10 protein-coding genes are annotated in these 14,479 nt (G+C 41.8%); 7 read left to right on the plus strand and 3 right to left on the minus strand.

The annotated features are described in order from the left end of the window. Positions 1 to 50: 50 nt before the first annotated feature. Positions 51 to 302, minus strand: coding sequence for a glutaredoxin family protein (locus AOB57_RS08560; RefSeq protein ID WP_054298962.1), 252 nt, complete (start codon positions 300 to 302; stop codon positions 51 to 53). Between the two features lie 750 nt (positions 303 to 1,052). On the opposite strand from AOB57_RS08560, the gene radB reads away from it, so the two are divergent. Then, positions 1,053 to 1,766 carry a DNA repair and recombination protein RadB gene (gene radB / locus AOB57_RS08565; protein ID WP_054299035.1) on the plus strand — a complete coding sequence of 238 codons (714 nt, stop codon included), beginning with the start codon at positions 1,053 to 1,055 and terminating at the stop codon, positions 1,764 to 1,766. A gap of 217 nt (positions 1,767 to 1,983) precedes the next feature. On the opposite strand, the gene AOB57_RS08570 is transcribed toward radB, so the two are convergent. Next, the gene (locus AOB57_RS08570; RefSeq protein ID WP_054298960.1) at positions 1,984 to 3,084 is read right to left on the minus strand and encodes an inositol-3-phosphate synthase; all 1,101 of its coding nucleotides are present in this window, start codon (positions 3,082 to 3,084) and stop codon (positions 1,984 to 1,986) included. 594 nt (positions 3,085 to 3,678) lie between these two features. Here AOB57_RS08570 and AOB57_RS08575 point away from each other — a divergent pair. The 5 genes from AOB57_RS08575 (at position 3,679) to ppk1 (ending at position 11,090) form a co-directional block, all read left to right on the plus strand. Beyond that, positions 3,679 to 4,698, plus strand: coding sequence for an S-methyl-5-thioribose-1-phosphate isomerase (locus tag AOB57_RS08575; protein WP_054298959.1), 1,020 nt, complete (start codon positions 3,679 to 3,681; stop codon positions 4,696 to 4,698). Between the two features lie 292 nt (positions 4,699 to 4,990). Then, positions 4,991 to 5,158: a preprotein translocase subunit Sec61beta gene (locus tag AOB57_RS08580; RefSeq protein WP_054298958.1), complete on the plus strand. Its 168-nt coding sequence runs from the start codon at positions 4,991 to 4,993 to the stop codon at positions 5,156 to 5,158. A gap of 25 nt (positions 5,159 to 5,183) precedes the next feature. Further along, positions 5,184 to 6,155: an alpha/beta hydrolase family protein gene (locus AOB57_RS08585; RefSeq protein WP_226999449.1), complete on the plus strand. Its 972-nt coding sequence runs from the start codon at positions 5,184 to 5,186 to the stop codon at positions 6,153 to 6,155. Positions 6,156 to 6,207: 52 nt separating this feature from the next. After that, positions 6,208 to 8,367 (plus strand): MutS-related protein, encoded by a 2,160-nt coding sequence (locus tag AOB57_RS08590; protein WP_054298957.1) that lies wholly within the window; start codon positions 6,208 to 6,210, stop codon positions 8,365 to 8,367. A gap of 536 nt (positions 8,368 to 8,903) precedes the next feature. Continuing rightward, on the plus strand, positions 8,904 to 11,090 hold the full coding sequence (ppk1, locus tag AOB57_RS08595) for a polyphosphate kinase 1 (RefSeq protein ID WP_082384234.1): 2,187 nt from the start codon (positions 8,904 to 8,906) through the stop codon (positions 11,088 to 11,090). 252 nt (positions 11,091 to 11,342) lie between these two features. Here ppk1 and AOB57_RS08600 read toward each other — a convergent pair whose 3' ends face one another. Then, positions 11,343 to 11,519, minus strand: coding sequence for a hypothetical protein (locus tag AOB57_RS08600; RefSeq protein WP_167829580.1), 177 nt, complete (start codon positions 11,517 to 11,519; stop codon positions 11,343 to 11,345). A 1,267-nt stretch (positions 11,520 to 12,786) separates the two neighbouring features. Between AOB57_RS08600 and AOB57_RS08605 the strand changes: the two genes are divergently transcribed. Next, positions 12,787 to 14,445: a Ppx/GppA phosphatase family protein gene (locus tag AOB57_RS08605; protein WP_226999451.1), complete on the plus strand. Its 1,659-nt coding sequence runs from the start codon at positions 12,787 to 12,789 to the stop codon at positions 14,443 to 14,445. The last annotated feature ends 34 nt before the right edge of the window (positions 14,446 to 14,479 follow it).

Here is a 14,479-nt window from a genome sequence, read left to right on the forward strand (position 1 = left end):
TGGAATTTGCAGGATTATTCAAATTATTCTGATTTTCAAGATCGCTTTCATCACATGATTCCCTGGATTTTCTCAGGGTTTACTTCTTCCCCACGGAAGAGTTCCTCGTGTGTAAGAAAAGTATCATTGATCTGTAAAACAGGCGCTGTCACTGTGAAGACCCCGTTGAAGCGCAGTTCTGTTAGAGCTTCTGGAGTAGACATATCTGCTACCTCGAAAGCAATTGAATGTGTTTCCAGGAAATTTTTTAATTTATTACATTTCGGACAGCGGTCCGTTGTGTATATTATTATTTTTGCCATGCTTTACGTCCCTCTGATTTTTACTCTAATTCTTAATCTGATTTTTAGTTACCGTTTTTGTACGGGTTTTGTTCCCGCTCTACATATTGTTTTTATTTACATTGTTTGCGGGGTGAGCGTGCAGATGCAGAGTGCATTATAGCAATAAAACAAAACCCATGCGGGTCATTCCTCAACTAACCCTTGTAAACCTTATAAATGTGTATTTTTAATTATAAGTAAGCAATATCGGAAAAAGGTGCAGTTTCCAGGAAGCACCCCTCTGATATCCTTTTTCCCACTCTAATAAGTGGAAATGACCTTTATTTTCAGGTAAATATTCTAAATGCCATATCACTTAATAATGGTTTTTCACTCAGGTCTGGATACAATAACACCTTTGTTTTGTATTCAAAGATTCTCTATTTGTTATCAGATCTGATAACAGATTTAAGGATTCCTGTTTTTGAAAGGCTGCATTATATAAGGAAACAATTTCAATCACGGAGGGCTTTAACAGATATCTGCAACCTATTTGGCGGGTACAGGTATGGTTAAGATGTATAAGGCATTATTCCTTGGAACTCTTTAAAATACAACTAAAAAATTTTATCTGTTTTCAGCGTACTATTGTGAAATCTTTTTTTCTTCTGCTCAGTATTGGGAATCTATACCTGGGCATTTACTTTATATTCACTTTATCTTTTTTATTCCTTTTAGAAAATCTTTAATCTTCCTGAAAGATTGGAAATTACAAAAAAGCGTTATATCATGGTTCAGTTATATCTCATCAAGCAGAAAAAGAGGTGTCACTTCATAGAGAAATTATTATCTTCCGGCTGCAAGCCCCTTGATGAACTCCTGGGAGGAGGTTTTGAGAAAGGCATTGTAACTCAAATCTTCGGACCTGCAGGAACCGGGAAAACAAATATCTGTATCCAGCTTTCGGTGGAATGCGTAAACCAAGGGCAAAGAGTCATTTTCATAGATACTGAAGGACTTTCTCCTTCACGTTTCAGGCAGATTGCAGGGGAAAACGCAAAAGAAATAGCAAGGAGCATCATTATCTATGAACCCATGAATTTTGAAGAGCAGTATGCAGCCGTAAGAGAGGTGGAAAGAATAGCTGGCGAGAATATCGGTCTCGTGATCCTGGATTCTGCAACCTCATTTTACAGGTTCGAGCTTGAAGACGATGAAACAAGCATGAGAAGCCGCAGAGAACTTGCCAGCCAGATAGGATTTTTACATGCCCTAGCCCGCAAACATGGTTTTGCCGCAGTCATAACCAACCAGGTATATTCAGATATTACCTCAGGAGGGGTGCGCCCTCTTGGTGGCAGTTCCTTGGAGCATATCTCAAAGACGATTATTAGACTGGAAAAAACAGGTGAAGGAACCAGGCGCGCCATCCTGTACAAACATCGTTCCCGTCCTGAAGGCTCGAGTGCTGAATTTACAATTACAGCTGAAGGAATTCGCTAAGTAGGCCAATTACTAAACAATTGCTAAGCAGAGCAATTGCTGAGAAGAACAGGAGATCAGAAAAGTTCTTCAAAAAGCCTTTTAATAGTTATTGTAGACAGAGAAAAAGTTAAATTCTGGCTGAAAACAAACTTAAGTCTGAATAGGAAACATATAAGATGCCCGGATATCCAGGACTTCTCGAGGTTTGCTTTTGCAAGAATCTTTTCTCTGAATTTTAACGTTCCCGGGTTCCGGCTATAAATTCTTCAGTCCGCCTGTAAGCCTCATCGTCAGGGTACTGAATAGCAGGATGTTTCATGAAGTAGGAAGCCGGAGAATATAGCACTCCTCCTATCCCGCGGTCAAGAGCCAGCTTGCAGCAGCGAATAGCATCGATTACCACACCTCCAGAGTTAGGGGAGTCCTCAACCGAAAGCCTGAGCTCAAGGTTCATGGGCACATCCCCGAAGAGTTTTCCTTCCATTCTCAGGAAGCATACCTTATTGTCTTTCTGCCAGGCTACGTAGTCACTGGGCCCTATGTGAATATTATCGTTCTCAAGCTTCCTGGAAAGTACGGACTGGACGGCTTCGGTCTTCGATTCTCTCTTGGAGGCAAGCCTATCCCTGTTAAGCATGTTAAGAAAATCGGTGTTTCCTCCGGTATTGAGCTGGTATGTTCTTTCGAGCTTTACGCCTCGCTTTTCGAAAAGATCCGCAAGAACTCTGTGTGTAATAGTAGCTCCAAGCTGGGCTTTGATATCATCGCCAATAATCGGAATATTTTTCTCCTCAAATTTTTTAGCCCATTCAGGATCGCTTGCAATAAAAACGGGCATGTTGTTTATGAAAGCTACCCCTGCTTCAAGAGCACACTCAGCGTAAAAACGAGCTGCTTCTTCAGAACCTACAGGCAGGTAATTGAGAAGCATTTCGGCACCTGAATTTTTAAGCTCGTTTATGATATCCGCTTTTGTAGCTTCCTGTTCTTTGCTGGCAACAAAGGTATAATTTTCATCATAATTTTTCATATGTTCAGAGACCCCATCAAGGACTCTACCCATCTTGACCTTCACACCTGTGGATGGAATATCGGGACAAAAAACCGCTGTGCAGTTCGGGGGAGCAAAAATAGCCTCGGAAACATCTTTTCCTACCTTCCTAGCATCGATGTCAAAGGCGGCAGCAACTTCTATATCGCCCGGCTTATATCCTCCAATCTCCCTGTGCATCAATCCTATGGGCTCTTTATCCTCGGCCTTATAATACTCAATGCCCTGTATCAAAGAGCTTGCACAGTTTCCGATTCCTGCAATTGCTATTTTTATTTTTGTCATAAGCGCTTACTCTCCGATGAATGCCCAGATTCTCATAAACCGCATTAATGGAATGACAGATCTTTTACGATTTCTGAAATCTACAGATTCAAGGATTTAAGGATTTAAGTTCACTGAGTTCAGGAGTTATATTCCTGAAATTACGACTTCCTGTATCTTAACTATGGATTTTAAACCTTGTCTTATTTGTTCTGTTACTCTATAAATCTATTATATGTAAGTTTTCCTTTCTAGGGAAAAATATTACATTTATTTATATACTACATATACCTTGTTCATTTTTTAGACAAATTTCTATTCTGATGATTGGATGCAGGGAACTTAACCTGCCACAATTTTTTCAGTTATTCTGGAGTTTAAGGACAATTTCTTTAACATAATTCTGCTTTAATTGATATAGCTGTATTTTAGTTAATATATTCTCGTTTTAATTAACATAATTTATTTTTAAATTTCTCAAGTTGCACTAATAATGCAAAAAAAAGAGATTAACGAACTCTGCTAGTTGAATAGGTTTTTATCTTATGGGAAGCTTGAAAGGAAAACCGGAAATTTCACCGGCAGAACCTGACGCTTACACTGGAAAGTGATCTAATGAGGACAATTGATTGGAAGGATGAATCGAGTTCCGTGGTGCTGGTAGACCAGACCCTGCTCCCAAAAGAGTACAGGATAATAGAATGCAAAACCCTGAGTTCTCTCTGCGAGGCTATAAAATCTCTCAGGATAAGAGGCGCGCCTGCCCTCGGTGCAGCAGGAGGTTTCGGAATCGCCCTTGCAGCCTTCCTGAGCGAAGCCAGAGATATCGAAACAATCACAAGAGATCTCGAGGTTGCAGGAAAAACCCTTAAGTCAACTCGCCCGACTGCAGTAAACCTTAGCTGGGGCGTGGACAGAGTCCTGAGAGCTATATTGGATGCCTTTGATGTACAGGGAGTCCGGGATATTGCCCTTCAGGAAGCTAAAGACATTGCGGAAGAAGATGTAGCCACCAATAAGTTGATAGGCAAGTTCGGGGCAAAACTTCTGAAAGATGGGGATACCGTACTCACACACTGCAATGCAGGCAGGCTCGCTTGTGTGGATTGGGGCACGGCTCTTGGAGTTGTGCGCTCGGCAATTGCTGAAGGCAAAGAAATCAAGGTTATTGCCTGTGAGACCAGACCTCTGAACCAGGGAAGCAGGATTACCACATGGGAGCTGATGCAGGATAAGATTCCGGTAACCCTTATTTCGGATTCCATGGCTGGATGGGTAATGCAGCAGGGACTCGTAGACAGCGTGCTTGTAGGAGCTGACAGAATTACCCAGGACGTCGTTTTCAATAAAATAGGCACATATTCCCTTTCTATTCTTGCAAAAGAGCATGAAATTCCCTTTTATGTAGCAGCCCCTATCTCAACCTTCGACTTCAATGGCTGGGAGGGCAGTGTAAAAATTGAAATGCGAAGCCCGGATGAACTTCGCTTTTTCGGCTCTGAGCAGCTTGCCCCGAAAGATGTGGAAGTTTACAATCCTGCTTTTGACGCAACTCCTATGGAAAACATAACTGCAGTAATTACTGAGAAAGGAATATTTTATCCGCCCTTCCTGCTGGACGAAGTACTTGTTTGAGATTGCCTGCCTAAATAGCACGATGTATGCTTTTCAACCCTTCCGAGTCCTGGCTGTCAAGATGTTTCTCTGCTGGATTTATATATCAGAAATGTAAATTATGTGATGATTACTAAAGTTAACAGGAGATTTAACAGTTATGTTAAATTTTCCAAATTTCGATTGCGAATTTCCAGATAATTGTTTTATCATGCACTAGGGCAATCTTTTACAGGCAGATATATAGCAATGCAATTCATATTCTAATTAAAGAAACTTATATTCTAATAAATGCTTTCACAGGTGTTAACATATGGCTAAAAAATCAGGTACCGGGCTTCAGTCCTCTGCAGGGCTCATGCGCTATTATGAAGCAGATAAAAATGCAATTCAAATACAGCCCAAAACAGTGCTGATTGTCGGCGCCATTACCGGTATAGCAGTATTATTCTTGAGTGCTGCAAACGGCTTCTGGCCGTAACTGTAATTTCTTCGGCAGGGTTCCCTTGAGCAGGCAGAATTCAGGGAAAAAGGCAAGCAAATACAAGGCTTCTTCAGGGATCAAAGCCTCTAAACCCACAGTTCTTCTTCTGGGTTTTCTTCTTATACTTGTGGGTGTTTTTGGAATTCTGTATAACCCGTCAGGCTCAGCAGGCGCTGAAGCTTCCTGGGAGGTCTCGGAAGCAGGCACCTTAACTTTTCCGGATCGAGAGGAGCCAGTTTTTTCAGTTCAGGAAATCGAAGATACGTACGCCCCTGAAAATTCGGATACTTTAAAACTGCTGTCTTTTGAAAGCCGTGGGCAAAAAACCCAGGCTCTCTTAAGAATTCCTGCAAATTCCTCCTCTTCTCCGGGCCTTGTCCTGCTGCCTGGAGCAGGGATTAGCAAAGAAGTCGAGCAGGGTCTGGCTGTGGAACTCTCTAAAATGGGGTATGCGACTCTCACTCCCGACCAGCGTAACCTCGGCAGCATAAACATAGACAGAGATTTTGAATTTTTCAAAGCCGGTCTTGAGCCTCTCGAATACACCATGGTTTACGATGCCCTTAAAGCCTCAGACGTGCTTGCATTCCAGCCTGAAGTTGATCCTGAAAGGCTTGCAATTCTCGGGGAAAGTAACGGCGGAAGACTTGCAGTTCTTGCCTGTGCCCTTAACCCTTCCCTTAAAGGAGTTATCGTGATCAGCACCGCCGGCTACGGCACTGAAAATTCCGATTCTGCACTTGCAAACGATTCCGAAGCTTACCGTTTTTCTCGCTCAATCGATCCGAACACCTATTTTGAAACCCTGCCGCCTGCAAAATTCGTGCAGATTCATTCTTTTAATGATACCGTAATCTCTCACGATCAGGCACTCCGAACCTTTGCCCTTGCAAGAGAGCCAAAAGCGATGTATAACGTTACTGAGGAAACACATGGATATACGGCGTCAATGCGCCCCTATCTTGAAAAAGAACTTGCTCTTATTTTGAAGTAAAGGACATGGGCTTAATATCCAGCCGAAATTAGTGAAATAAAGTGTCTTGTATATGAAAAGTGTTTTGAGTACGAAAACTTCTCAGCCGCTCTCAAGCTTGCGGGAAATTCATGGAATTGGTGAACGGGTAGCTGACAGGCTGATTAAGCATTTTGGAACAGAAGAGGCAGCTCTTCAGGCTATTTGCGAGGGAGATGTAGCTTCACTTTCCGAAATCAATGGGATTAGCCATAATTTTGCCCTTTCCCTTGCCAGAGAAGCCAGATCCAAGACAGAGGGCTGTTCGATTTCTGATTTTCTCAAAACAAAAGAAGCTCTGGAACTTTATTCACGCCTGCTTGAGCTGATAAAGAGTTTTGCCCATACCACACATGCCAGGGACAGGTTGAACCTTTTTTACCCTTTACCTGCTTCTCGCATGGATCTGATACAGGAAAGACAGACTTTCATAGGAGAGTATCTTGAACTGGGAGAGGCTTTTTCTGAAAACTCCGAATTTCTGAACTTGCTTTCCAGGGTCAGGAAACTTAAACCCGTGCCGGCAAACCTGAAGATCAGAGACCGGATAATCCTTTGCGGAGATCCAAAAATCCTGGAAGCAGCCAAAGAAAAGTTCCAGGCTTTTTTGCCTGTGCAGGGCGTAGAAGACCTCTCGGAATTTGTGGATCTCGCAAGGGGTTATTCAAGTGTTATTGTTTTTGATGATACCTATCTTGGCTTTGACCTGCCTGAAGGTATTGAGCCTGAGTATTTCCAGGACCTCTCTAGAGCTGAATTCTGGCAAGTTTTGCCTGAAAAAGAACTGGCATTTTTTGCGAGGAATCTTGATTGCGTCCGCGCCTGTTTGAATATAGTCTCGGCTCTGCGATCCCGGGAGTTCGGATTCTTTGAGGGGTTCTCGGAAGAGAAGCTTGACATACTCAATGCAGCTCTTTCAAAGCTCGGAGAAGATGGAAAGCCTGTTGAAGGTTTTGATCCTGAACTTGATAGGCTTGGGGCAGCTCTGCAAAACCTTGACTCTGTATTGACCTCGGCTCTGAATGAAGCTAACCAGCGCATGAACCGAACTCTTGAGGCAAGTTCGCTTACCCTGAGCGGGCAGGAACTCATCAAGCTTGTAAGCGGGGGAATAGAGATTAAAGACCTGCTTGCAAAAGAACTTAACAGGATTTATAAAACTGAGATTGAAGCTGTAAAAGAAGAGATCGCTGACAAGCTTGGGCTTCAGAAGCAGGAAAAGCTAATGCTTGAGAGTCTTTTTCCTGATGAGATTTCCTATCCTCTGAGTGTGGACCAGTCACAACTCCAGCTTCTCAGGCAAAAGTTGAACAATAGCCTTGAAAAAACAAGGCTTGCCCGAAAAAGAGAGCTTGCAAAAACGCTCTCAGCCTTTCACCAGCCTGTAGAAAAACTTGTCAGAGAAATTCTAGATTTCGATCTGGGGTTCTCAATAGCCTGTTTTTCGGCAAAATTTCAATTGAAGCTGCCGAGACTGATTCGTGAAACAGGAATAGGTTTTGAAGCTGGGGAAAACCTCTTTTTAAAAGCCCGCCATGGAGAAATCGATCCTGTGAGTTATTCCATCGGAAAAACCGGTTTCTCTCCCGCTGGCCTTGAAAACAGGGTTGTGCTTCTGAGCGGAGTGAATTCCGGGGGCAAGACTTCCTTGCTTGAGCTCCTTGCCCAGTGCGTAATCCTTGGGTATATGGGTTTTCCGGTTCCTGCAAAAGAACTTGAACTTGGACCTGTTGAGGAATTTTACTACTTCGGAAAATCAAAAGGAACCCTGGATGCAGGAGCTTTTGAGACTACCCTTAAACAGTTCTCGGTACTTTCCGAAGCTTCAGGAAAACTGGTGCTTGCGGATGAACTGGAATCAATTACTGAGCCTGGAGCTTCTGCACGGATTATAGCAGGAATCCTGGAATATCTTACCAGAAATGAACAGAGTTTGGGAATTTTTGTTTCCCACCTGTCAGAGCTTATCCTTGAAAACACCGGGGCAGAGGTAAGAATAGATGGAATCGAAGCCGATGGTCTGGATTCCAATCTGGAACTTATCGTTAACCGTAACCCTGTATACAATCGCATTGCCCGAAGCACTCCCGAGTTGATTGTGGAACGGTTGCTCAGAAAAACCACCGGAAAAGAACAGGAATTTTATTCCCATTTAAAGGATAAATTTAAAACTGGCATAAAAACGGACTCCTAAAGTAAATTTGAAAAATATTCTAAAATATATTAAAAGAGACCTTCTATGGGAGTTTCCAGTTCTCTCTGATAATCTTCCAGTAATTTTTTCCTTTTAACACAGAGTCTTTTTTGCCTTTGTCTAATCGATCTTAAGAGATAATGTTATAAATCTTTAGTACTATATATTAATAAATAGTAGTGAGTTGGCGGAGATTCCGTAGAGTTCTGAAAATTCGGTCGATATAAAAATTTGTATAGGCGTTGGTGTCAATGCATCTCCGATAACTTAATATGGAGATTGCCTTCCCACTATGCAGAGAATTCAAAACTCTAATCGGTTAAAAGGTTGAATGATTAAGGAAAAATTTGTTTGAGGCTACTATCTCAAGTTATTTAAGTGCACCCGGGGGCTATCTCCTTTTCAACCCAGTAAATCCGGGTGACAATAAGATAATGAAATCAAATTATTAAATGCAGAGATTCTATCTTCAGGTCTTCCATGGTTTTTAAAGACAGATTTGAAGAAGTGCAGAACCCAGGCCACGCGTGATAGTAATGGAGCGGAACTTCCCCATTCAGTGTTCAGATTTTGATAGGCTGGTTATGGATAACGTTGAAGGAGCTCGGGCAGAAGTTTCCGGTATGCCTGACCTCAGTGACCCGTGCTTATATACGGACCGGGAATACAGCTGGCTCCAATTCAATAACAGGGTACTTGAAGAAGCTTTTGACGAGCGCAATCCCCTGCTTGAAAGAGTCAAGTTTCTTTCGATTTTTGGAAGTAATCTTGATGAGTTTTTCATGGTCAGGGTTTCAGGCGTCCTGAAAAGAATAGCTGAAGCTCTAAAAGATGACAGGACAGACGAGCTGGCGCAGGAACAGCTTCGTATTATCAGGCTAGAGCTTCTCAGGCAGCTTCCTCTCACTGATAAATGCTGGAATGAGATCCTTGAACCTGCTCTCAGGGAAAAAGGAATTAAAGTTCTTAATTACTTTGAGCTTTCAGGGAAGGAAAGAGAAAAGCTTAGAGACTATTTCGAGAGAAATATTTTCCCTCTACTCACTCCTCTAGGTTTTGATTCAGGACGTCCTTTCCCTCATATTTCCAACCTCAGCCTTAACCTTGCAGTACTGATTGATGACCCTGATTATGGGGAACGCTTTGCAAGGGTCAAGATCCCTCCAATGTTCACGAGACTTGTAGTCGTTCCTGAGGATGACCAGGAGAGAATAACCTCCAGTCTGGAGGAACTGAAAACAGGACGTTTTGTCTGGCTTGAACAGCTTATAGCTGCAAATCTTGACCTCCTGTTTCCCGGACAGCATATTCTCGGAGCCTACCCATTCAGGATCACACGCGATGCGGACCTCGGTTTTGATGAAGATGGGGACAAAGATCTTATGACAGCTGTAAAACAAAGAGTCGGCAGGAACTACTTTGGGTCGGCTGTCAGACTTGAGACCGATTATACGATGCCTCCGAGAGTTTCGGATATTCTTCTTAAGAATCTGGACCTTACTGCTTCCCTTATGTTCAGGTCTGCAGCTCCTCTGGGGCTTTCAAGTCTCATTAAACTTGCACAGATTAACCGCCCTGAGCTTAAATACGAGCCCTTCGAGCCGAAAAAACACTCTCAACTGACGAAAAAGAAGGAAATTTTCTCAGTTCTCAAAAAGCGAGACATTCTGCTTCACCATCCTTATGATAGTTTCGAATCGGTAATTGACTTTGTGGAGGAGGCTGCCGACGATCCTGATGTTCTGGCGATCAAAATGACCCTTTACAGGGTGGATGACAATTCCAGAATTGTCCAGGCTCTTATGAAAGCAGCCGACCGGAGGAAGCAGGTAGCGGTTCTGGTTGAGCTTAAAGCCCGCTTTGATGAGGAAAACAATATAGGTTGGGCAAAAGAACTCGAACGCAAAGGGGTTCATGTAGCTTACGGTTTTCCGGGACGCAAGACTCATGCCAAGATGTGCCTTGTGGTGAGAGCCGAAGAGGAAGGCATCAGGTATTACGTGCATATGAGCACAGGAAACTATAACGCTGTCACAGGAAAGCTCTATACGGATATTGGTTACTTGACAAGTGATTCATTCATAGGCAAGGATATCTCTGACCTTTTCAATGCCCTTACAGGATATTCGAGAAAAGACCATTATATCAAACTCCTTGTAGCCCCCCAGACTCTAAGGCATCAGATCCTGGAACGTATCAGGCGTGAAATTGACCTGCATGAGAAATGTGGAAACGGACACCTGATCTTCAAGATGAATTCCCTTGTGGACTACCAGTGCATCCGGGAGCTCTACAGGGCTTCCAGAGCCGGAGTAAAGGTAGACCTTATTATCCGGGGAATCTGCTGCCTCAGACCAGGTATTTACGGGCTCAGTGAAAATATCAGGGTTACCTCGATAGTTGGCCGCTTCCTTGAACACTCCAGGATTTACTATTTCAGAAACGGCGGAAAAGAAGAGGTCTTTATGGGAAGTGCCGACCTTATGCCGCGCAACCTGGACAACAGGGTAGAAGTGCTCTTTCCGGCATCTCCAGAATACATCCCCATCCTGAGAGATGTGATTCTTGGCATCCACCTCAAAGATAATGTAAAAGCCCGCCTTCTGCTTCCGAACGGCAGGACTGAGAGAATTTACCCGCAGCCCCAGGAAGAAGAACTGGATTCTCAATTGTGGATGCTTGAGAACAGCAGAAGCTGGGATTTAGGCTCTCAGAAAGGCTGAAGAGGGAGATTCCTATTCCTTTCATTTCTTTTTAAAAATTTTTAATGAAAAAAGATTAATTTTTCTGTGGGATGAATCCTTAAAATATATTTGTTGTAGAAAAGTTATCAAAAAACTAAGCACTAATGTCTTTTTATTTTTTTTTAAACATTGAATGTGCTTATTTTCTTATTTATCAAAGACTCATCCCAATCGCAAATAAGAGCTTATTTACTTCAAATAAGAGCTTATTTACTTCAAATAAGAGCTTATTTACTTGCAGGTGTCAAGAAGACCTCTCTTTTTACCTCCCCTGCTTTCAGAGGGGTGTATTGGTTCAACTTTAGCTTCTTCTTCTTTTGATTCTGCCTTCTTTTCTTCATTATGGTGGGTCATAAACTCAACTCCTAAATTAATTTCAACTCCTAAATCAATTATATTTTTAAACAATTTTCTTGGATTTTTTGTTCAAATATCCTATTAACCTTCAAAGGATTTCTAATTTTTACGTCATATCCAGATTACTTCTGCCAACATTTTTTTTACTGGAACTAAAGAAGGATTTATGTCCTTAGCAGTTAGCAAATAGTATTCTGTCTGGTTCTCATTTTGCAATAATAAATCTTTGAGCCCAAAGATTCTATTCTTAGATAGATTGATAGTTTTTTCATCCCCCCATTTTATTAATAAGAAACCAACTGGACTAAATTTGAAATATACACAACTATCAAAAGATTAGAGAAAGCCTGGAAGATTTGCTGTTTTTATTACTTATTTTCGATAAACTAACCCAAAAAAATAATCCTCAATATATTTTTTTAGATTAGAACCTCTTCCAGGCAACTCTTTATTCACATATCCAACCTGTCACTTTCCCATTTGTGTTGATCCATCCTTTTTTCCTTAGCGGTCTGTGCATCCGCTTTGGTTCTTTCGTTTGGGTCTCCTCTCTTATTTTCGTGGGGTTGCAATCTATAATAATTCCCAAACTTATTTAAAATAAATTATATGAAAAATTGGCTGTGAACAAATAATATTCAGATTTAAAATGTTATTTTATCAAACAATATTTTAAATATTAGCTTAATTCAGATTCTCTTAAATATTTGATTTCACTTCAGATCTTAATTCCGATCTTAACGCCTACACATCTGGCTTTCTCTGAAAAACATCTCGAAAAGTAATCTCAGCAGAACTTCCGTGATTAAAAATAATGAGTCTCTAAGATGGTTACATCTTTTCTTTCAAGAAATTTCTGTAAAAACTTCCTGCGCAATAGTGTGCACAATAGTAATGTAAGCTGATAGCCGGACAAGGTTACCATTCTAAATTTCGAACTCGGGGATTTATTTCTCAAATTTTGCTATTCCATATGATACATGAGTACAGGGTACGTGACCGATAACCGCGGCATGAAAAACAAAAATATTTCAGATGCAAACAGGTACACTTTTTTCCATCACAAGAGCTTAGTTTCTTTATAAAGGACTACAGAAAAAAGTCTGAAAATTAGCTTTCTTAATGCCCTTTCTTTATTAAGTGTATAAATAAGCAATCTATCCAATACATAGAATTATCTGTGCAGAAATAACAACAATTACAAACTTCCAATACACTACCAAATAATCTAAAATAGAATAAAAATATGAACTAGTAATGTGAAGCTTATTTTGAGTTTCTCGATTCCTTCGAGAAAAACAAAAAACAGGGCTTTCAGGTGGTAATAACGGAACCCGAGAAAATTTCCGAAGGCAGAGTTGTTGCGTTTATCGATATAGGTACTAATTCAATACGGCTTCTTCTGGTACGTATCAATCCCAATGGGTCTTACTTTCCCCTAACCAAGCAGAAGGAAACAGTCAGGCTTGGGGATCAAGGATTCATAGACCGGATTCTGCAGCCTAAAGCGATAGAACGCGCAGTTGTTGTCTGTAAAAAGTTCATGGAACTTGCCAGGGCTTACAGGGCAGAGGAAATTATAGCTGTGGCAACCTCAGCAACGCGGGATGCAAGCAATAAAGTTCAGCTTCTTGAAATGCTGAAAAGGGAGGCAAACCTGGAAGTCTGTCCAATTTCCGGAACAGAAGAAGCTCGCCTCATTTACCTCGGGGTTTCAAGCGGGCTCAGACTTGGGAGCTCAAAAGCTCTGTTCATAGATATCGGAGGTGGGAGCACTGAATTATCAATAGGGGATCAGACCCGATGTTATTCTCTTTACTCCCTTAACCTTGGATCCATCAGGTTGACAAATATGTTTTTACCGGATGAAACGGGGCCTGTTTCCGAGGAACAATATGAGCGGATTAAAGAATACGTCCGTCATAAGCTTGTAGATGTAACAAAAGATCTTTCCAGGCACAGCGTAAACTGTTCTATTGGAAGCTCGGGAACAATTGAAAACCTTGCTAGGATCGCTTTTGTCTACCTGCACAAAACATCCCATGAAAACTTTGAGAAACTCGAATATGAAGACCTTAGGAAAATAGTCAGGGCAATGTGTGCTATACCTCTTGAAGAGCGGCGCAAATTCCCAGGAATTAATGCACAAAGAGCTGATATTATAATTGCGGGGGCTGCAATTATTGAAACTTTCATGGAAGAGTTTGGGCTTTCAGAAATTAGAGTAAGCAAACGCGGGCTTCGGGAAGGGCTGCTTGTAGATTATATATCAAAGAGCGAATTCTCCTATATGATTACGCAGATGTCGGTAAGAAAACGCAGCATCATGCAGCTTGGACTTACCTGCAACTTCGATGATGAACATGCCCATACAGTAACCAGGCTTGCCCTTGAACTTTTTGACAGCATTCAAGCGCTTGGGATTTACGAGTTCAGGGCAGGGGAAAGAGAACTTCTTGAGTATGGCTCAACCCTGCATGACATAGGAACTTTCCTATCATATGATACCCATCAAGCACATGCTTATCACCTCATACGGGCGAGCAATCTTCCGGGTTTCCAGCCTGAAGAAATCGAAATAATAGCGAACCTTGCCTACTTCCACAGGAAAAGCACTCCTAAGAAGAAACACCCCAATCTCATCGGGCTTAACAAAGAAGTAATAAAAAGCATCAGGATTCTGAGTGCCCTGCTCCGCATTGCCGAAGGTCTGGATCGCTCGCATAATGGAATTATTTCCCACGTTCGGTTTTATCTTGCTTCTACAGACAGCCTGGTGCTTGAGATGCACGCTCAAAGGGAGTGTCAGTTAGAGATCTGGGAGGTAGAGAAACAGAAAAAGTACTTCAAAAAAATATTCGGGTATAATCTTCAATCTAAAGTTATTATAAAACGGGATGAAAGCGTTCCCTTAGTCCTTGAAGGAAGTGCTGAACTTGAGGAAACCTCGGGAGTTGAGGTATCTTCAAAAAGTTAATCAACAGGTTTTCAACTAAAATAAATGAGTTATC

Origin of the sequence: Methanosarcina flavescens, from assembly GCF_001304615.2 — an archaeon.
Classification (GTDB): Archaea; Halobacteriota; Methanosarcinia; order Methanosarcinales; family Methanosarcinaceae; genus Methanosarcina; species Methanosarcina flavescens.

What these genes read in the sequence shown, in the direction of transcription:
- ppk1 (WP_082384234.1), top strand. Translation starts at nt 8,904, where the DNA reads ATGGAGCGGAACTTCCCCATTCAGTGTTCAGATTTTGATAGGCTGGTT.
- radB (WP_054299035.1), top strand. Translation starts at nt 1,053, where the DNA reads ATGGTTCAGTTATATCTCATCAAGCAGAAAAAGAGGTGTCACTTCATA.
- AOB57_RS08590 (WP_054298957.1), top strand. Translation starts at nt 6,208, where the DNA reads ATGAAAAGTGTTTTGAGTACGAAAACTTCTCAGCCGCTCTCAAGCTTG.
- AOB57_RS08560 (WP_054298962.1), bottom strand. Translation starts at nt 302, where the DNA reads ATGGCAAAAATAATAATATACACAACGGACCGCTGTCCGAAATGTAAT.
- AOB57_RS08580 (WP_054298958.1), top strand. Translation starts at nt 4,991, where the DNA reads ATGGCTAAAAAATCAGGTACCGGGCTTCAGTCCTCTGCAGGGCTCATG.
- AOB57_RS08570 (WP_054298960.1), bottom strand. Translation starts at nt 3,084, where the DNA reads ATGACAAAAATAAAAATAGCAATTGCAGGAATCGGAAACTGTGCAAGC.
- AOB57_RS08575 (WP_054298959.1), top strand. Translation starts at nt 3,679, where the DNA reads ATGAGGACAATTGATTGGAAGGATGAATCGAGTTCCGTGGTGCTGGTA.